General features: G+C 60.1%; 20 protein-coding genes. 11 read left to right on the top strand and 9 right to left on the bottom strand.

Translation table 11 applies throughout. From position 1 onward, the window contains the following. The first annotated feature begins 2 nt into the window (after window positions 1-2). The 4 genes from FGU65_RS02350 (at window position 3) to FGU65_RS02335 (ending at window position 2,478) form a co-directional block, all read left to right on the top strand. Entirely contained in the window at window positions 3-980 is a 978-nt protein-coding gene (locus FGU65_RS02350; RefSeq protein WP_301662787.1) for a hypothetical protein, read from the top strand. A gap of 530 nt (window positions 981-1,510) precedes the next feature. After that, a complete protein-coding gene (locus tag FGU65_RS02345) occupies window positions 1,511-1,819 on the top strand; it encodes an ArsR/SmtB family transcription factor (protein WP_301662786.1) in 309 nt (102 codons plus the stop codon). Between the two features lie 3 nt (window positions 1,820-1,822). Next, window positions 1,823-2,167: a hypothetical protein gene (locus tag FGU65_RS02340; RefSeq protein ID WP_301662785.1), complete on the top strand. Its 345-nt coding sequence runs from the start codon at window positions 1,823-1,825 to the stop codon at window positions 2,165-2,167. A gap of 8 nt (window positions 2,168-2,175) precedes the next feature. Further along, complete coding sequence (locus FGU65_RS02335) at window positions 2,176-2,478, top strand: hypothetical protein (protein WP_301662784.1); 303 nt, start codon at window positions 2,176-2,178, stop codon at window positions 2,476-2,478. Between the two features lie 241 nt (window positions 2,479-2,719). Here FGU65_RS02335 and FGU65_RS02330 read toward each other — a convergent pair whose 3' ends face one another. From FGU65_RS02330 to FGU65_RS02320, 3 genes are read right to left on the bottom strand one after another with little or no spacing between them, the layout of a single operon-like run. Then, window positions 2,720-2,998, bottom strand: coding sequence for a hypothetical protein (locus FGU65_RS02330; RefSeq protein WP_301662783.1), 279 nt, complete (start codon window positions 2,996-2,998; stop codon window positions 2,720-2,722). Continuing rightward, complete coding sequence (locus tag FGU65_RS02325; RefSeq protein WP_301662782.1) at window positions 2,998-3,729, bottom strand: hypothetical protein; 732 nt, start codon at window positions 3,727-3,729, stop codon at window positions 2,998-3,000. The genes FGU65_RS02330 and FGU65_RS02325 overlap by 1 nt, the downstream gene beginning before the upstream one ends. Then, window positions 3,729-3,917 carry a hypothetical protein gene (locus FGU65_RS02320; protein WP_301662781.1) on the bottom strand — a complete coding sequence of 63 codons (189 nt, stop codon included), beginning with the start codon at window positions 3,915-3,917 and terminating at the stop codon, window positions 3,729-3,731. The genes FGU65_RS02325 and FGU65_RS02320 overlap by 1 nt, the downstream gene beginning before the upstream one ends. Before the next feature lie 125 nt (window positions 3,918-4,042). On the opposite strand from FGU65_RS02320, the gene FGU65_RS02315 reads away from it, so the two are divergent. Further along, window positions 4,043-4,165: a hypothetical protein gene (locus tag FGU65_RS02315; protein ID WP_301662780.1), complete on the top strand. Its 123-nt coding sequence runs from the start codon at window positions 4,043-4,045 to the stop codon at window positions 4,163-4,165. A 262-nt stretch (window positions 4,166-4,427) separates the two neighbouring features. Here the strand turns inward: FGU65_RS02315 and FGU65_RS02310 are convergent, their stop codons facing one another. Both FGU65_RS02310 and FGU65_RS02305 read right to left on the bottom strand, forming a co-directional pair. Then, window positions 4,428-5,072 carry a DUF1673 family protein gene (locus FGU65_RS02310; RefSeq protein ID WP_301662779.1) on the bottom strand — a complete coding sequence of 215 codons (645 nt, stop codon included), beginning with the start codon at window positions 5,070-5,072 and terminating at the stop codon, window positions 4,428-4,430. Then, window positions 5,069-5,515, bottom strand: a complete 447-nt coding sequence (locus tag FGU65_RS02305) for a hypothetical protein (protein WP_301662778.1) — start codon at window positions 5,513-5,515, stop codon at window positions 5,069-5,071. Before FGU65_RS02305 ends, FGU65_RS02310 begins: the two co-directional genes overlap by 4 nt. 201 nt (window positions 5,516-5,716) lie before the next feature. Here FGU65_RS02305 and FGU65_RS02300 point away from each other — a divergent pair, with 201 nt between their 5' ends. Further along, window positions 5,717-7,669, top strand: a complete 1,953-nt coding sequence (locus tag FGU65_RS02300; protein ID WP_301662777.1) for a serine hydrolase domain-containing protein — start codon at window positions 5,717-5,719, stop codon at window positions 7,667-7,669. Window positions 7,670-7,722: 53 nt separating this feature from the next. Here FGU65_RS02300 and FGU65_RS02295 read toward each other — a convergent pair whose 3' ends face one another. The 3 genes from FGU65_RS02295 to FGU65_RS02285 form a co-directional block, all read right to left on the bottom strand. After that, window positions 7,723-7,947 carry a hypothetical protein gene (locus tag FGU65_RS02295; RefSeq protein WP_301662776.1) on the bottom strand — a complete coding sequence of 75 codons (225 nt, stop codon included), beginning with the start codon at window positions 7,945-7,947 and terminating at the stop codon, window positions 7,723-7,725. 180 nt (window positions 7,948-8,127) lie between these two features. Then, on the bottom strand, window positions 8,128-9,039 hold the full coding sequence (locus FGU65_RS02290) for a UbiA family prenyltransferase (RefSeq protein WP_301662775.1): 912 nt from the start codon (window positions 9,037-9,039) through the stop codon (window positions 8,128-8,130). A gap of 146 nt (window positions 9,040-9,185) precedes the next feature. Continuing rightward, entirely contained in the window at window positions 9,186-10,013 is an 828-nt protein-coding gene (locus FGU65_RS02285) for a helix-turn-helix transcriptional regulator (RefSeq protein WP_301662774.1), read from the bottom strand. Between the two features lie 156 nt (window positions 10,014-10,169). Here FGU65_RS02285 and FGU65_RS02280 point away from each other — a divergent pair, with 156 nt between their 5' ends. From FGU65_RS02280 to FGU65_RS02270, 3 genes are all read left to right on the top strand, one after another. Beyond that, window positions 10,170-10,433: a hypothetical protein gene (locus tag FGU65_RS02280; RefSeq protein ID WP_301662773.1), complete on the top strand. Its 264-nt coding sequence runs from the start codon at window positions 10,170-10,172 to the stop codon at window positions 10,431-10,433. 251 nt (window positions 10,434-10,684) lie between these two features. Next, a complete protein-coding gene (locus tag FGU65_RS02275) occupies window positions 10,685-11,245 on the top strand; it encodes a hypothetical protein (protein WP_301662772.1) in 561 nt (186 codons plus the stop codon). A gap of 277 nt (window positions 11,246-11,522) precedes the next feature. Then, a complete protein-coding gene (locus tag FGU65_RS02270; protein ID WP_301662771.1) occupies window positions 11,523-12,533 on the top strand; it encodes a GNAT family N-acetyltransferase in 1,011 nt (336 codons plus the stop codon). 286 nt (window positions 12,534-12,819) lie between these two features. Here the strand turns inward: FGU65_RS02270 and FGU65_RS02265 are convergent, their stop codons facing one another. After that, window positions 12,820-14,040 (bottom strand): hypothetical protein, encoded by a 1,221-nt coding sequence (locus tag FGU65_RS02265; RefSeq protein ID WP_301662770.1) that lies wholly within the window; start codon window positions 14,038-14,040, stop codon window positions 12,820-12,822. Window positions 14,041-14,275: 235 nt separating this feature from the next. On the opposite strand from FGU65_RS02265, the gene FGU65_RS02260 reads away from it, so the two are divergent. Together FGU65_RS02260 and FGU65_RS02255 are read left to right on the top strand one after the other, a co-directional pair. Continuing rightward, complete coding sequence (locus FGU65_RS02260; protein WP_301662769.1) at window positions 14,276-14,539, top strand: DUF8044 family membrane protein; 264 nt, start codon at window positions 14,276-14,278, stop codon at window positions 14,537-14,539. Window positions 14,540-14,706: 167 nt separating this feature from the next. Next, window positions 14,707-15,840, top strand: coding sequence for a DUF7982 domain-containing protein (locus FGU65_RS02255; protein WP_301662768.1), 1,134 nt, complete (start codon window positions 14,707-14,709; stop codon window positions 15,838-15,840). Window positions 15,841-15,863 lie beyond the last annotated feature (23 nt).

Below are 15,863 nucleotides of genomic sequence, written 5' to 3'. Positions count from 1 at the left end.
CTATGCGTGAGAGAAAGCAGACATATATGCGATACGCCCTGCCGGCCATCGGGCTGCTCATCGGAGCGGTCATGATCTCCGGGTGCCTCTTCACCGCGTCGGCTCCGGCGGATCTTCCAGAGCCACCCTTCCGCGACGCCTCGGTGATCAAATTCAACCTGGACGGGAGCATCGCGTGGCAGACCCGCCTCTCTTTCGGGCGCGACACAGTCCCATCGTCGGTAACGGCAATGCCGAACGGCAGCTACGCCATCGCCGGCCAGACGGTGCCGGGCGGTGAGAACCTCAGCCCGCCCTGTTCTTTCGCGGCGATGCTCGATGCGAACGGCTCGCTCCTCTGGAACCGGACGCTGGCGCCGTTCACCGGCCCGGACACCGCGGCGTCGTGGGAGACGGTGCTGCCCGACGGCTCCGGCGGACGCCTGGTCGCGGAGCGTGCCATCGGAAGCATCATCGTCACCCGCATCGGCGCCGACGGCGCCGTGCTCTGGGAGCAGACGGTGGACGAGGGAGATGGTGCCCTCATCTGGGACATCTCGGATCTCTGGGAGACCAAAGGGGAGATCGGCGTGGTCTACGAGGTCATCCGGCTCGGGAACGACGGCAGCTTCGAGACCGTCGTTGCCACGTTCGGGCCGGACGGGACGCCTGCCGGTCGCCGGACGCTGGATGCCTTCACCCCGGTGATCCGGCTGCCGGGCGGCGGTTACGCCTTCGCCGCGTTCCCGATGCGGATCGAGGGAGCGGGCAGTTGGTACCATTATGGGGAGGAACTGCACCTCATCCTGCTCGACGAGTCCGGGGCGGTGGTCCGGGACACCTCCGTCGATTTCGGCGAAGGGAGTCAGACGGGATCGCTCGTCAGGACAAATGACGGCGGGTATATCGCCACGGTCACCCACGGCCCGGCGGGCGGGATAGCCCTGCCGGCCGCAGACGGCGGGACGGCGGCGATCAGCATTGCAGTGGGGCGGGGGTAGCAGCGCCGCTTCCGAACGCTCTCTTCCGCGAGAGGAATCTTCGCGGGGACGGGGGACATGAGCGCTACCCTTCGATACAGGGATTCAAGCGTATACCGCGTTCTTCCCCTGACCGGGCTGGCGCCGGACCGGGCTTGTCCCGGGCGTCTCCCCTACCCCGTCTACTGCGAAGATCCACAGACATCATCAACCCCGCCCCACCCGGCCTCCGGCCTCCTCCCCCGCCCCTCAAGGGGCGGGGACAGTCATGACGATACCCAAGGGAAAGCCGTGCTCCGAATACCCCGGAGTGCGGCCATCCGGAGCAAGAGAGGGAACCTCATCAATTGCCTGAACCCCGCCACAGCAACAGGAATTCAGTGCGCCCAGAGGGTACGGTAGCGCGTATGGGGACGGGGGATACACTCCCTTTCTCTCATCTTTTTCTGAATCTATCTGTTGTAACGCCGGATACGTGCACAACCCCCCGGAACGGACCACAGAATCGGCAGAAACGAAAGAACTATATTGGTGTAAATATTATTAAACACGTGTTGACATTATCTTTCAACACAATCCCCGAGCTGGCACGGGTGCTGAGCATGCTGGGAAACGAGCAGCGTCTCGCCATTCTCGGGTCGGTTTCGGGCGATGCAAAGTACGCCCGCGAGATCGCGGAGGAACTCGGCATCTCACGCCCGCTGGTGAACATCTACCTCAAGCAGCTCGAAAAACTCGGGCTGGTGGAAGCGACCAGCAGGACGTCGGAAGAGCCGCCGTATCTCCGGCGGTACTACCGGGCGGTGCCGTTCGAACTGGTGGTGAACACGGAGACGATCGAAAAATTACGGAGAGAGTAAAATATGGCGGAAGATCTGGTGAAAAAATTCTTTATGGCGGCGTGGGCCGCCGTTCTCGTACTGTGGGCGGGCGTGATTCTCGGCGGATTGCTCATCGAACCCCGGATACTCGGTTACGGTGTGATGGGCATTGCCTGGGTGACGATCAATCTGGCTGCCTTTACGCTGCTCGTCTACGTCGTTGTCAAGTTCAAGGAATGGGTCGAGCAGCGCATGGACAATCTCGCGAGCCGTGCTCCCGACACGGCGGAGACGGACGCCGAAATTCGGGTGCTCCGCACCAAAGTAGATTCCCTTGAGCAGAAGACCGATCGCATCCTGGCGATCCTCGAGAACGTGGCGGAGTGAGAGAGAAGATGCCATCCGCCAGGGCAGCGGCCGCTCTTCTGCTGGCTGCTCTCGTTGTCGGAGCCTCACTCTTCAGCATCGATCTTCTGTCCCTGATCGACTCGTCGGTGCTCACGGTTTTCTACTGGGCCGTGGTCATCGCCCTCCTGCTCGTCATCGCCGTCAGGGCAGAGCAGTGGCTTGAGAAACATCTGAGTGCGGTGGCATCATCGAGTGCTGCTGCCGACCTTGCGGCACTCCGGCAGTCGCTCGAACGTATCGAGAAGAAGGTCGACACCATCGAAGGGATCCTAGCAAAGGTGGCCGAATAAGTCTGAGCTGGTGCCGACGCACTGTAACTCCCGTCCATCTCCTTTTGCCGTGCGAGCAGAGTGACCCCGGCAGCACATCACTCGAAGAGGATGTGCCCGGTTTCGCGGCGCCGACGAGGACGACGATCCAGAGAGGCCTGACTGCCGGGCAACAAGCAGCAGTGGAGATGTAGTCGAGAGCGAAGACGACGACCGTGAGGATATCGAACGCTTTTCGTGCTGCGATCCGGACTGAGCCGATCTATTTCTCATTACGTTCGGAACGCGACCCCATGAGGTGACATACGATAGCCGGGATCGAGGGATCGGCGATCCCTTCCCTTCGCCGGTACCGGGTCATGAGAGCAACGTGTATTGCGGTGGGAACGAGTGCGAGGACAAACGGCCAGAATCCGGGAACGCGGATGTATCCCGTCGCCGTCAGTCCGCCGATTGCAAGGAACGAGACGAACCATACGACGATGGAGCGCATCAGCTCTTCTTTCAGGATCGCATCGACCCGAAACCACGTTTTCGGCATCACGGCGCTCCCAGTATCGCGGCGAGATCGTCGGGATCCTTTGCATAGAGGCGGAGCGTTCCGTCAGGGTTCAGTTTTACTTTCAGAAAGCCGGGGTAGGACAGCATAGCATGGGAACGGTAGCTCAGTTCCAGCATAACGGCCGCAAAGCCGGCTGCGAAGAAAAGGCTAAATGCAAAATCCGGGGTCACAGCATAGCCGTTCACCCATCGCATCACATTGACCTGTATCATACTGAAGAACAGTATCAAAGCCGACAGAAGGGAGAGAACCGCAAACGCCCAGCGGGGTATGGGAAGATACGTCTTTTTCGCCTCGATCGACCGGATGAAACTCTTGTCAAAGACGAGAGGTCCGAAGAGAGGCCTTCTGATAGTAATGGAGCTCTGATTAAACTCTATTGCAGCCCGTTTCGTATCGAGATAGAAGCGCACCGCAGCATATGCCAGAAGGGAGATGCCCGAAAGCGTATAGAAACCGGGGCGCAGGTCGGGTATGCATAAGCCTATCACAGAGAGTATGAAGTATCCAAACAGGGCGAGCAGTCCGAGCAGTATGGATCTGTTGTTGACAAGCTGGTAATCAACAGCCATCCCCCGTTTTAAGGGCGTTGCAGCGTCATGTGCACCATAGTAGTCCGGGTACGCCGTATCCAATCTCCGATCCGGCTGCACCACCGCATTCGGGCACCAGCCGAGTTTTTTCCTGACGTACTCGAGGGAGATCGCCATCAGGTCACCCCCAGCATCCGGGCTACCCGTTCGGGATCGTCGGTGTAGATCGCGATCAGTCTGCTGTCCGCCGTCGTGACGGTCACGACCTGCGGGTAGCGTGCCCGGGTACCGGCGTGATAGAACATCGCCAGGGTGAAGAGCACGATAGCGATCCAGAATCCCACGGTGTTGCCATCCGGCTGCAACAGATCCCCCCCAGGTGACGGCAAAGTACGACGCGAGACACAGGGTCAGTACTACCGCAAGGTGCCGCGGGGAGACCGGCACCCTGTTCTCCTTCACCGCTGCCCTCGCAACGGCATCCCGAGGGATGACCAGAGGCGGGAAGAGCGGTCGCCGGATGGTGATAGCCTTTGCGTCGACAACGATCCGGGCTGCCTTTCTGCTTCCGTACACCACCATCGCGGCAATGACGGTGGCGGGGATAAGCTGAGAGAGAGCCGGCACGGGACGCAACAGGATAAAAAGGCCGGCAACGATCACAGCAAGGCCCACGATCACTGCGATAAAAAGGCGGACGGAAATCCCGATCCCCCCATAGTCCACGATCACGCCGCTCACCGTCTGTATATCGCGGTCAAAAGGTCCCGAAGCGCTGGCACCGGCGTACGGGTGAACCCTCCGGATCTGTGTGAAAGCATCCCGGTTCGGGCACCATCCCGCCCACTTTCGTATCGCTTCGGAGAAACTCGGCGTCATACCGCCTCCTCCTCAGCGCGTACTGCCGTTTCAATGGTATACAACGAGCCTCGCTCTGCGATCAGGACCGCCCGGTGCTGCCGCTCCCAGATGAGCGTGAAGCAGTACTGCTCCCAGCAGATGAGGCTCCCGCCCAGCAGAAACGCGGGAGCCTGGCCGACCGTGCCGTACAGCGCAAAACCCACCACACCGGCGATGAGAACCACGAAAAACGCCGGCATGGAGAGAGCAAGTGCTCTTACGCGCCGGACGATCTGCTGCCTCCCGGTTCCGCGGATCCGGACGAACTCACCGGCTGCGACCCGTCCGAACCACTTCTGGTAACTGATCAGGAATCCGATGGCCGATCCAACTCCGATGGCGATGGCAGTCGACACGATTGGATAGCCGGGCGTCTCCTCAATCAGGAGGAGAGCGGTCGCTGACGCAGCCGACAGAACCACCGCCGGGACCAGGACCTGGTTATGGTAGCGGCTCCGCCAACCGGCATCGGTTGCCGCTCGTCCGTCTGGCCCGCCCGGCCCACCCGGTACGTCGTCTGTCCGGAACTCCGGGTGCGCCGGCAGGCTCGCCTGCACATGCCTCGCCGCAGGGCACCAGCCGAGGTACGCCCGTATCGTCTCAGTGAGAGGCATGGTCATACGATCTCCTTCAGTTTCGCGAAGAGTTCGTCCGCCATCCGCGTCGGGTCGTCGGTCTTCGTCAGGGAAACGCCCATCTCGTCGGCAAAATCCCAGAGAAGCTCGATGCATTGGGCATACCGGGGGCATGCCCCGCAGTCCCCCTCGTGCTCGTACCAGACCTGCACACCGCGCCTGGCGGAGACAAAGACGATGGCGTTCACGTTGAGCGGGGCGGAGCGGCCGAAGAGGATCCCCTTCTCAGCGTTCATGCGCTCCACGTCGATCTGGTTTGCAGAGGCCATCTCGAGGAGCGTCTCCTCGACCTTCCGGTCCATGGTGAGGAGCGCCTTTGAGACTGCCTGGCGGGATACCTGGAAGAGGCCGGCGATCCGGATATTGGCGAAGCCGCTTCTGCGGAGCCTCCAGAACTCGAACTGCCGGTCACTCAGCGGGAGGGGCATGCGTCAACATATGCGAGTTGACTTTTTAAACGTTATGATCCGGCATGCAGGTGCCGCCGATACCGATGGGGCGGCAGGAAACCGGCAACGGATCTGTGGAAGCAATCGCCTCTCAAACTGACCAATTGCCGAAAGCCCTCCCGGCGCCGGTGGCGAAAACCAGCAGCGTTATTACAGCCCCGGTGAAAAATACGCTTTGTTATGGTTCGAAGCCTCAGGACGACCGCAGCAGTCCTGCTCGTCCTGCTCGTCCTGCTCATCTGCGCTCTCGCCGCCCCGGCCGCCGCCTCTGCCAGTACCGACGGCCCGTCCGATCCCGCCGAGGTGGAGGCGTTCTTCGACGCGACGGTGCCGGCAAACCTCGCGAAGTACAACGTTCCCGGATCAGCGGTCGCGGTCGTCAAAGACGGCAACCTGGTGCTTACAAAGGGATACGGGTTCTCCAATATCGAGAACGCGACACCGGTCGATGCGGACCGGACGCTCTTTCACATCGGCTCGATCACGAAACTCTTCACCTGGACCGCGGTGATGCAGCTCGCAAGCGAAGGCCGGATTGACCTCGATACCAACGTGAACGGGTATCTGACGGACATCACCATCCCGGACACCTATCCCGGACAGCCCGTGACCCTGCGCCATCTCATGACCCACACCGCCGGGTTCGAGGATTCGGAACGGCACTTCGCGGCCGCAAGCCTGAACGAGGTCGTCTCGTTTCGCGACTACTGCAGGGAGAACATTCCGGCCCGCGTCCGCCCGCCGGGAACCGTCTCCTCCTACTCAAACTACGGCACGACGCTTGCCGCCGTCGTCGTCGAGGACGTCACCGGCATCCCCTTCGAGGAGTATCTCGCGTCCCGCATCCTCGACCCGCTCGGGATGAACCGCACCAGCATCGCCGCCGACCTCCCGCCGGAACTGGCCGCCGACCTCGCGCAGGGCTACGCGTATGCCGGCCCGCAGAACGAACCCATCCCAGACACGATCTTTGTGATAGGCCCGGCGGGGATGATCACCTCCTCAGCACCCGACATGGCACGGTTCCTCACCGCCCACATGGATGGGGGAACCTACCGGAACGCGACCATCCTCTCTCCCGCCGCCGCCCGCGAGATGCACGCCCGCACGTTCGCCAACGACCCGCGGGTCGCGGGGATGTGCCTTGGGTTCTATGAGAATTTCATCAACGGGCGGCGGATTATCGTACACGGCGGGGACACGAACACCTTCCACTCCCTGCTCGCGATCATCCCGGAGCAGCGGGCCGGGTTCTTCGTCTCCTACAACAGTGCGGGGGGCGGCGAGGCGCGGGAAGAGCTGCTCGCCGCGTTCATGAACCACTACTATCCGGCGGAGCCGTCGAGCGTTTCGGAACCTGATCCGTCCGCGGCCGCCCGTCTGCAGGCCTACGCCGGCACCTACGCAAGCAACCGCCGCAATTACGCCACCTTCGAGATGTTCCTGGCTCCCCCGGAGGAGATTGCGGTCACGGTCAGCCCGGACGGAACACTGCTCCTGAACCGCGGCGGCAGGACGCTCGAGTTCGCCGAGGTCGAGCAGGGGGTCTTTACAAAGACAGCAGGAGGGTCACCTGCCGTCCACGAGATCGTCTTCCACCAGGCGGCCGACGGCACGGCAGACTACTTCTGCATACAGAACGTCCCCATCATGGTCTTCGAGCGCGTCCCGTGGTACGCGACGGTCGGTTTCCTCAACGCGCTCAAAACGGCGGCCGGGATTGTCCTCGCGACCGTCCTGCTCTGGCCGCTGCTTGCCGCGTTCCGCCGGTCCTACGCTATCACGGAGCCTCCGGTGCCGGTGCCCGCCCGGATCGCACGGTGGGTAGCCGGGGCGGCGGCGCTGGTTCTCCTCCTCTTCGCGTTCGTCCTCGTGCCGTGGATCCGGGCGCAGGGAGCGCTCATCACCGCCTACCTCTACGAACCGGCAGCCCCGTCGCCGCTCGCCGGAGCGCTCACGCTGCCGGTTGTTGCGACCGTGATGACGGTGGCGAGCGTCGTCTTTGCCGCCCTTGCCTGGAAGGAGCGGTACTGGACGGTGCCGGAGCGGGTGCACTACGCGATCGTCACCGTCGCCCTGCTTGCCCTGCTCTGGTGGGCAAGCGCATGGAACCTCTGGATTTTCTGCCTCTGAAGAGGGCACCCTTTTTTCAAAAAGCATCGTTGCGGCCGCGTAAACACAGAGGCCTATTCCTGCTGGTCAAGGACTCTCGGACAGACGAAGAGGATACCGGCAGGAGTATGCACGTACAGGCAGTAGGCACGCTCGGGGTCGTAGTAGGCGCAGAGGGCGCACCAGGACCGGCTCGGCTTCTTTCGGAGTTCCTCTGCCGGAAACGATGCGCTGCCCCGTGCCGCATACCTCCCGGTTACCGGTTCGGCGGGACCGGGGAGAACTGGGTTCGGGCTCATCTCCGCATCACATATCTCCGGGACGACCTGGCGGGATGGGTATCATCACGCACTGAACAATTCTCCGAAGTCATAGACATATATTCCGTTGATGAAGATTCATCGCGTGTATGAATCTTTAAAAAAATCGGGGCGGGGGGAGCGGAGATCTCCGGGCATGAATCCGGCTGCATGCCAGGTTCAGGTCAGGCCGATAGGCACCAGACCAACGATGATGAAGAGCACCCCGGCGAGCAGAATAAACTGCCCGTCCGCCAGCGCCTCGCAGAGGATCTTCGCGGTGCTGAGGCGGTGAAAGGAGAGAATGTACCACTGGGCATAGGTCACGCTCGCGATCAGCAGCAGGGTTGCCGGAAGGCCCATGACGGCGAGGCCACCGTAGACGAACGCAGCGCCAAGGCAGACGTTGAGAACCGTGAGGGCGATCTTTGTCCGTCTCATACCGAGGATCACCGGGATTGTCCGGACGCCGGTGGCCGCATCACCCTCCACGTCCCGCATGTCGAAGACCACAGTGTTGATGAAGACCAGCGAGAAGTAGAAGATGCCGACGATGGCGGTCGAGAGGTCTGCGTGGAGACCGGCATGGCAGATCGGCAGGAGAGCGGGCGGGACCGCCCAAGCAACGGCCACGATCAGGCTTTTCATCACCGGGATCTCTTTGAGGCGTATGAGTCCGCTCCGTGTGGGGAAGAAGGGGATGCTGTAGGCGACGCCACCGATCAGCGGTATGGCCGCTACCAGGAGACTGTCGAGACCCTGGAAGACGGCGAGGAGAAGTGCAAGAATGTATGCTGCGATTGCGGAAGCGAAGAGGACTTTTCCGTACTTTTTCGTAAACGCGTAGCGCTCGGCATGATTGATGGCGTCCTCACTTTCGTCCGTCTTCCGGTTGAGGTTGTAGATGGAGAACGTGACGAGCACCATGACGGCGGCGGCGGCGGGGTCGAAGGCAATGCCCTGCAGAACGCAGGAGATCCAGACCATCGCCGCCCCGGCGAGCGAGAGGTATGCAGAGCTGTATATCAGGGGCTGAATGATCCCCTGGAGATCGAATTGAACGGCTTTCGGTCGATATGCAGTTTCGGACATGCATAGCTTTCAGAAAGAGAGTTAACATTTATTATGACCATGAAAATTCATCTGTCCGATTAAGCTGCCCGATGAATATTCAACACCGCAGCTAACCGAGCGAAAACAAAGAACCTCTCCTGCTACACATGAGGGAGAAAGGGTATTCAGGGGTCGTAAACCAGCGGTTCGGATACCTGCCGGTAGTACTGGAAGAGCCGCTCGCCCCAGGCGTTCGCGGTCGCATCGAAGCTGATGAGATCGACGGAGGTATCGTAGGCATCGGTTCCCCGCTTATAGAGCCCGAGCGACAGGCAGCTGTCGGTTACGGTCATGCCAAGCCTGACGGGGACCGGAGAGACATAAATCCTGAAATCGTGGCAATCCTCCAGGGACCGGAGCATGGTGCTGTACGGGTCGGCAATGAGCGTGTCTGCGAGATCTGCGGATATGACCAGCTCGACCGATTTCCCATGCCGCACCGTTCCCATCATCGCTTCAGCGTGAGCCGGGCTCATTATCGAGGATACGGCATGGATCCACTTCGCATTCTGCAAGAGGTTCAAAAACGTGGTATAGACTGCAAATATATTCTCTTCAACGTCCCTGACGACCTCCGAGCTGTAGAGGTCGCCGATCTCTTTCAGCATCTCCGCCGGGATGCTCTCGATGTCATGCTGCGTCCAGAAATCACGGTGACGCTGGAGCACGCCCATCAGTGTCACCAACCGCTCGATCTCAGGTTCCACGATCCTGCCGAGGGGAGTGAGGACATAATCTCCCCGCTCGGACTCGATGTAATGAGCCGACTCCAGCTGCCGGATCTTCGGGATGAGCGCCTGCGAGGAACTGCCGGTGATATCACGGAGATCCGAGAGTGACTTCGCTCCGCTTCCCAGGGCGACCAGCATCTGGGTTAACAGCCTCGACCGGAAGATCGCCTGAATTTCCTCACGGAATTCGTCGTAGATATCCAGAGAAGAGATCTCTTCCATAGTTACACAACAGGAATACAGTCCGATGCGCATATCATCTTTTCCATTCGTTTTGCGTCCTCTTTCCGGCAGTCTCCAATAGAGCGGTTCCGGCGCCGGGACAGGCGAGGCTTTATCAAAGAGAGGGGCAAAGAGGGCATATACGGTGAAAATGCTATGGTAACGACGCGTGATATCATCAGAAAGCTCTGGGACGCACAGGGTTACGGGAACGTCGCGGTCTACGCCGACGGGTCGGCGCTCCAGGTCCCTCCCGGCGACGCCGGCGAGGCCGGCGGGAAGCAGCCGGTAGCGCTCTTCAAGGCGATACCCCTGGTGGGCAAGTTCCCGATGCTCGACCATGCCCTCGGCGATGCCGAACTTCTCGACGGGATCGAGCGGACGCTCCGCGAGCAGGGGATGGCGATCGAGCGGGGATAGCAGCAGAAAGGAGAAATAGAGGAGATATGGCGCTCGGGCGAAGAGAGAAACCGATCTTCCTGCCGCCTCTACTGCAGAGCAGCACAGAGGCGCATCCGCAGCAAATAATATATAATATGGCGTCCTGAAACCCGGATATACCGGGAGGCTCCTGCTGATCATGCGATTGGCTGAAGGGTACACGCGTGCGTGGCTGCACTCTGCACGACCCTGAAGTATACCGGTGGTGTCCAACGAAATATGGGGGAAATATGGACGAACATGCAATACCCTGCACCTTCATGGTTCAGGAGGTATACGGGTTTACCCGGCCATCATATCTATCGCTCACACAGAGGGCATGGAACGATTCACTCAAGACTCCTCTGATATCTGCTGTGAAACAGATTCCATACGTCACTCCGGTGGGAAAACGGATTCTGCAGGTGATCTCTCCTGCAAGTGTCGCCGCCCACGCCAAAGATCTACCAGCCAGCATGCATACCGGGGATCTGCCCGTGGACGACGTGCTCAACCTGCAGCCCGGCGACAGGGTACGGGTCAGATCCCTGGAAGAGATCCGCTCTACACTCGACGAAAACGGGAAGTACAAAGGTCTGCTCTTCATGCCTGAGATGAAGACCTTCTGCGGAAAAGAATACCACGTGTTTAAGCAAGTGCGCTCAATCACCCTTGAATCCAACGGTGAAGTACGGAAGCTCAGAAGTCCCACCGTATTTCTGGAGGGGGTGTACTGCGACGGGAAACGGCACAATAACTGTGACAGGTCGTGCCTGCTCTTCTGGAGGGAAGCCTGGCTGAAACGGATCTGACTTCTGACACCTCTTTTTCCTGCTCCTGTGCTTCGACGCACCGCCTCATCTCCGCTGGTGAATCTGCACAAAGGACGATGCCTGGGCGCCGGTAGCAACGAGAAGAGATCGCACGTTGCAGCCGGACGCCTGCAAGGAGAGAGGTGCTCAGAGACGGCGAGTCGACAGAGGTTCGGAGAGACTGCTCTGCTACCGTCCAGCCGGAATTACAGGCGGGCAGGCGTCCACCCTGTGCCGCAGAGAAAGTATTTTTTATACCGACAGAGCATGAGCCCCCATGGAATATTCCCTGCAGGAACTGTCGGAAGAGAATGCAGCGGTCTGGGAATCGTTCAACAACCGGTCCCCGGAGGGGACGTTCTTCCACAGCCTGAAATGGAAGAGCGTGCTCGAGGATGCGCTCAACCTCGATCTGAAGTACTGGATACTCTACAAAGGCCGGGAAGCAGTCGGGATTCTCCCTTCGAAGACCCGAAGACTGCCGTTTCTGAAAGGGCTGGATCCCATCCCGTATTCCGAGTGCAATAGCATCCTGCTGGATACCGATTTCAATCCCCATGATCTGAACGCGATACTCTCCCTGTTCGCGCAAAAATACAGATATCTTTTTCTGAACGTGAATGAAGCGTCGCTGGTGGATCATATCGGATACGACCACTACCCTGCAGATGATACCGGCAACATGATTCTCAACCTGCGCCAGAGACCTCCCGACAGCATCTGGGAGAGCTTCCCTGCAAAGAAAGGGCAGAGGAAATTCATCCGCAGATTCGATGAGAAGAGCTTTACAATCCGGGAGATTTGCCGCGAAGAGGCGATACAACAATTTTACCGCTACTACGTCGAGAACCTCACGCGGATGCAGGGAGATATCCTGCCGCTTTCCTTCTTCCAGAGACTTCTGGAGACGTTCTCACCGGCTGATATGCGGATAACGTCGCTGGCGAAGGGTGATCTCTACGCCGGGGGGCTGCTCACCTTTCTGCACCCGGCCGGCAGGACGGCATATTTTCAGTACCTTTCCCTGAACCGAAACTTGCCGGGCACCTTTCACCCTACCTATCCTCTCTTCTGGGAGGGGCTTGTCTGGGCGTGGAACAACGGATACGACACGATATTCCTCGGCCGGCAGAAACTTGACCCGACCAATACCCGGTTTCGGATAAAAGCAGACTTCGGGGCAGATCATGTACCGATCTATTCGAGGGTTGTTCTGCTCTCGAAGATGGCTGCGCTGCCCTACCGGATGAAGAATGCACTGGCCGGAGGCGATGGGATCCCGGTTTAATGTCTGCGCAGATCTTCTGCCTCTCATACGCTTGCAGGGAGGTGCGTGCTTTGCCATGGAAAAGGACGGCCGCGATGAGGACGATCATATCCGCGCCTTCACGGGCGCCGAGCGCTTCACAGAGGCGGGTGACCCGCAGGACGTGCTCGAGCCCGTGCGCCCCCGCGTCCCGGAAGACCGTCCCGGCATGATCCGGGATCGGCTGCACTGCTTCGTCCATGAAAGACATCTGGCATCACGGGAGAAAATGATATTTTTTCTACTGTCAGACGGTGTGGCCCAGCGATCAAAAGCCGGCGGCAGAAGGGGCACCGTGAAACGGCCGGTAGACGGGATCGATGCACCGATTCTGCACGATGCTCTCTCTGAGCATAAGCGCGTCGGCGAAGAACTTCGGTCCGCAGTTCGGGTACGAGAATCGCCGGTACCTTCCCCAGATCGGGCACGAACCGGGCAGCCCTCCCCGGATCCCGGCGTCCGCACAGGTGCGGCACTGGACTTCCTTGATCTGTTGCAACAGTCGATCAGCGACATCGGAGTATTGCGGACTGCCGAAGAGCTGATAGAGCCGGAGAAAGAGAATTGCCATCTGTGCATCGCCGGTCACGCAGGTGTAACGGTGCGACGGCCGCCATCCCCGGGAGAACGTCCCGGGCATCGGGAGGGGATAGTGGCGGTTGTAGCTCTCCATGATGGCGTCGCATGCCCGCCGGACGGTGGCGCGGATCCTGCCGGCCAGGGGTTCCGGGACGGAGTGTGAGGACTCAAGCAGCCCCTCCAGGGTGTAGGCGATGGTATGGGTGAACGGCGGCCTGCTCTGCGTAAAACCCATGTTGTCGATCCAGCCGTCCTCGTGCACCTGATCCAGCGTCCAGCGGAGATGTCGCTCTGCCGCATCCCGGTGCCGGGGGTCACCGGTACGCCGGTAGACCAGGAGCAGCGGCCAGGCCACACGGGTGTGGTAGGTCGTCGCGATCTTCTTGTATACAAAACGGGACCATTTGCCGTCCGCGTCCTGGCAGTCGGCCAGCCAGTCTGCCGCGTGTACTGCCGCCGCCAGAAACTCCTCCCGCCCGGTTTTCTCAAACAGGGAGAGCCAGCCGAAGATGACCTGGCCGGTGTCGAAGACAAGCGGGTAGTCATTGATGCCCCATCCTCCCCGCACCGCTCCGTCCGGCATCTGGATAGAAAGCTCCCACTCCCCCATGCCGATCGCCCGTTCGATGTATCTGCCGTCCCCCGAAAACGCCGCGTAATGCAGGAACGTCGGAATGATGTACCCCGTGACCTCGGGATAGGGGGGTGCCCAGCCCACGTACGGATAGTAGGCTGCAGCGACACCCCCGCACCCGGTTGCGTCCTGGGCGCTGCAGAGCCACACCATCACCGCCCGCAGGTGCTCCTCGTTTGTACCGGCGGGATGCTTATAGTCTGTGAGGTGTCCGTATACCAGTTCAATGAAGGATGTCTGCCCTTTCAGCCCCTCTGCCGTCCCGGAATGAAGCATGCAGGAGACTGGCGCATGTTTCATATATACCTTTCCACAGGCCGGGGCTCTGAAAACCGCCGGTTTAGGGAGGCCAGTATCGCCCGGACACTGCTTTACGGCGAGATTCGGTGTGATTTCCGGAATACGTGGCCTGCGGCTCCGGAAGCCAGCAGCCTCCCGATTATCCCGGCCATTTCACCGGAGAGCCGCTGATGAGATAAATTTAAGTAATATGGATTAGCAGTCGTTGCTGATGGGGTTGCGGAAGAGACACGGCGCCCTGATCGCGCTCATGGCCTGGCTGCTGCTCGCGGCATACCTTACGGTGCAGATGCCCGGCATATCCCCTGAAGTCTATCCATTCCTTGGGTTTCTGGGCTTTCTGATCATCGCCGAACTTGCTGAAACGCGATATGTCAGATCGACATACCTTTTCCGCCTGCAATATATTGTTGCAGCAGGAATCGTGCTCGTCTCGGCGGCCGTTGCCATAGGTATTTTCAGAGCGGTTCAGTGAACCAGACAGGTCAGCAACACGACGGTGGCAACGGCCTGTTTTCCCTGAGCCTGCGGGTGCCCCCGCGGCGAAGAGGAGATACATTTATTACCTCCCAATCCTTGTAGGGTGTATCCGGCAGCCAGGTGCGTTCCTGGCACCAGACATGAGGGAGAATAATGGGTATATTGTCGCATCCGAAATCCGGAGTTCTGGGAATCCTTCTGTTCGCGACTGCGCTTCTCGCATTCTTATGCATACTGTTCACCGAGGTAGGGGACACTACGAGAGCCACACTCTCCCTCGCAGGAATAGCCTGCCTGGTCGGGGGAGCTTTCGCCGTCACCCTCGGCCGCGACAACCCGGTCAATCCGGAGCTCGCCAGCTGCCTTGCATCCTCGTACACGTATACGTATGCTGCCTCGCAGGCATGCACCGGCCTCAATGCAGAAGGAAATGCCTTCTTTATCCCTCCTGACAGAGAGGTTCGACAGTTTGTGCCTGCAGACGGGGGAGGGCTTCCGCCGGATATTTCCCTGACCGCCGACAGATCCGGCCACGGCATCCTCCTGCCCCCGACAGCCGCTCCCCTCCTCAAGCATCTCGAAGAGAACCATGCTCTCGCCCTCCCATCAGAGAAATCTCAGATATTTGTTGCCCTGAAAGAGATCCTCACCGACACACTTGAGGTTGCGGATCAAGTAACCGGCAGGCAGGTCAGCGATCGGGTCTTCGTTGATATCATCGGCTACCGGCTCTTCTCCGGCTGCGCTGTTGCCCGGGCAGAAAAACCGGAATGCTGCACGATATCCCCCTGCCCCATCTGCAGTCTGGTCGCCTGTGCATTTGCGAAAGGCATGGGGAAGGTCACGACGATCGACAGGGTGACGATTAACCCTGATGACCGGTCGCTTCACCTCCAGGTTCGGTTCATGGAGAGAATGCCCGCGTCCTCCGTCCACTCTCACGAGTCCCCGGCGCCCCAGCCACTCCCGGACCCGAGCGAGGTTCGGGCATCCCGGCCTCACCCGGACATGAACGAGATCCTGCAGCCACTCCCGGATCTGAGCGAGATCAGGGCATCCTCCCAGCCTCACCCGGACATGAACGAAATCCTGCAGCCACTCCCGGACCTGAGCGAGATCAGAGCATCCCAGCCTCGCCTGAATCTGAACGAGATCCTGCAGTCTCCGGAGGATCAGCATCTGCCCTCAAATTCCGGAGCAGCGGAATCCCTGCAATCGCTCCTGAAGCGTCACCGGGGAGGACGGATCGACCACCGGGACAGGGTTCAGAGAAAGGCGGGGGATATCCGGAGCTGACGAAGAGCTGAGACGGGGAGGTA

The sequence above is a fragment of the Methanoculleus frigidifontis genome, assembly GCF_030464345.1.
Taxonomy (GTDB): domain Archaea; phylum Halobacteriota; class Methanomicrobia; order Methanomicrobiales; family Methanoculleaceae; genus Methanoculleus_A; species Methanoculleus_A frigidifontis.
The sequence above is the reverse complement of the archived record's forward strand: the minus strand, read 5'-3'. Positions and strand labels throughout refer to the sequence as shown.

Coding starts and splice junctions, on each gene's coding strand:
- FGU65_RS02325 (WP_301662782.1), bottom strand. CDS start 3,729: ATGGCGATCTCCCTCGAGTACGTCAGGAAAAAACTCGGCTGGTGCCCG.
- FGU65_RS02295 (WP_301662776.1), bottom strand. CDS start 7,947: ATGAGCCCGAACCCAGTTCTCCCCGGTCCCGCCGAACCGGTAACCGGG.
- FGU65_RS02280 (WP_301662773.1), top strand. CDS start 10,170: ATGGTAACGACGCGTGATATCATCAGAAAGCTCTGGGACGCACAGGGT.
- FGU65_RS02350 (WP_301662787.1), top strand. CDS start 3: ATGCGTGAGAGAAAGCAGACATATATGCGATACGCCCTGCCGGCCATC.
- FGU65_RS02290 (WP_301662775.1), bottom strand. CDS start 9,039: ATGTCCGAAACTGCATATCGACCGAAAGCCGTTCAATTCGATCTCCAG.
- FGU65_RS02330 (WP_301662783.1), bottom strand. CDS start 2,998: ATGCCGAAAACGTGGTTTCGGGTCGATGCGATCCTGAAAGAAGAGCTG.
- FGU65_RS02275 (WP_301662772.1), top strand. CDS start 10,685: ATGGACGAACATGCAATACCCTGCACCTTCATGGTTCAGGAGGTATAC.
- FGU65_RS02265 (WP_301662770.1), bottom strand. CDS start 14,040: ATGCTTCATTCCGGGACGGCAGAGGGGCTGAAAGGGCAGACATCCTTC.
- FGU65_RS02340 (WP_301662785.1), top strand. CDS start 1,823: ATGGCGGAAGATCTGGTGAAAAAATTCTTTATGGCGGCGTGGGCCGCC.
- FGU65_RS02305 (WP_301662778.1), bottom strand. CDS start 5,515: ATGCCCCTCCCGCTGAGTGACCGGCAGTTCGAGTTCTGGAGGCTCCGC.
- FGU65_RS02335 (WP_301662784.1), top strand. CDS start 2,176: ATGCCATCCGCCAGGGCAGCGGCCGCTCTTCTGCTGGCTGCTCTCGTT.
- FGU65_RS02270 (WP_301662771.1), top strand. CDS start 11,523: ATGGAATATTCCCTGCAGGAACTGTCGGAAGAGAATGCAGCGGTCTGG.
- FGU65_RS02260 (WP_301662769.1), top strand. CDS start 14,276: ATGGGGTTGCGGAAGAGACACGGCGCCCTGATCGCGCTCATGGCCTGG.
- FGU65_RS02285 (WP_301662774.1), bottom strand. CDS start 10,013: ATGGAAGAGATCTCTTCTCTGGATATCTACGACGAATTCCGTGAGGAA.
- FGU65_RS02315 (WP_301662780.1), top strand. CDS start 4,043: ATGACCAGAGGCGGGAAGAGCGGTCGCCGGATGGTGATAGCCTTTGCG.
- FGU65_RS02310 (WP_301662779.1), bottom strand. CDS start 5,072: ATGACCATGCCTCTCACTGAGACGATACGGGCGTACCTCGGCTGGTGC.
- FGU65_RS02300 (WP_301662777.1), top strand. CDS start 5,717: ATGGTTCGAAGCCTCAGGACGACCGCAGCAGTCCTGCTCGTCCTGCTC.